1 protein-coding gene is annotated in these 928 nt (G+C 57.5%); it reads right to left on the bottom strand.

Features of this window, described 5'->3' with window-relative positions; all coding sequences use genetic code 11:
• Positions 1-716: recombination-associated protein RdgC (gene rdgC / locus D8V06_RS07480; protein ID WP_130930717.1), on the bottom strand; the 716-nt coding region annotated here is incomplete at its 3' end.
• Between the last annotated feature and the right edge of the window lie 212 nt (positions 717-928).

Below are 928 nucleotides of genomic sequence, written 5' to 3'. Positions count from 1 at the left end.
TTGTCCTGCCAGGCCAGCGACAGCTGAGTGACCACTTTGCCGGTGCTCAGGTGCAGCTGGATTTCTTCGCTGGTCAGGTCCTGACGCTTGCAGCGCACAATGCCGCCGTCTTCGTGGGTATCGCGTAGCTCGCACTCGTCCAGCACAAAGAAATCGTCGGCGGCTTTCTGCGTGGTGACCCATTCGGTCATGGTCGCGGTCGGCGACATCTTCACCGTCAACGGGCGCACTGGCAGGGTGCCAATCACTTCACGCAGGGTCGACAGCAGGTCTTCGGCCCGTTTCGGGCTGGCCGAATTGACGAGGATCAGGCCCTGTTTCGGCGCGATGGCGGCGAAGGTCGAGGAGCGGCGAATAAAGGCACGAGGCAAGAAGGCCTGGATGATTTCATCCTTGATCTGGTCGCGTTCTTTCTTATAGACCTTGCGCATTTGCTCGGCTTCGATCTCTTCGACCTTTTCCTTTACCGCGTCCCGCACGACGCTGCCAGGCAGAATACGTTCTTCCTTGCGCGCGCTGATCAGCAGGAAATCTCCGCTGACATGTACCAGCGGCGCATCCTCGCCCTTGCCGAACGGGGCGACGAAACCGTAGGTGGTCAACTCCTGGCTTGCACATGGGCGCGCCAGTTTGGTGGCCAGTGCAGTTTCCAACGCCTCGGCATCAACAGGCAGATCTTGGGTCAGGCGATAGATAAGCAGGTTTTTGAACCACATGGGGTGAGTCTCTCCTTTATACAAAGGCGGGCATTATTGTCCTCCGTGTGCCATAGGCCAACCCTTCTCTAAGCCTTTGGAAGGCATCAGAAAATTAATTAAAAAAGTGCTTGCCAGAGGTAGGGTCGCTCCGTAGAATGCGCGCCACACCGAAGCGAAGGGTGATTAGCTCAGCTGGGAGAGCGTCTGCCTTACAAGCAGAATGTCGGCGG

This window comes from Pseudomonas sp. Sample_24, from assembly GCF_004307605.1.
In the GTDB taxonomy this organism is placed as follows: domain Bacteria; phylum Pseudomonadota; class Gammaproteobacteria; order Pseudomonadales; family Pseudomonadaceae; genus Aquipseudomonas.
The sequence above is the reverse complement of the archived record's forward strand: the minus strand, read 5'-3'. Positions and strand labels throughout refer to the sequence as shown.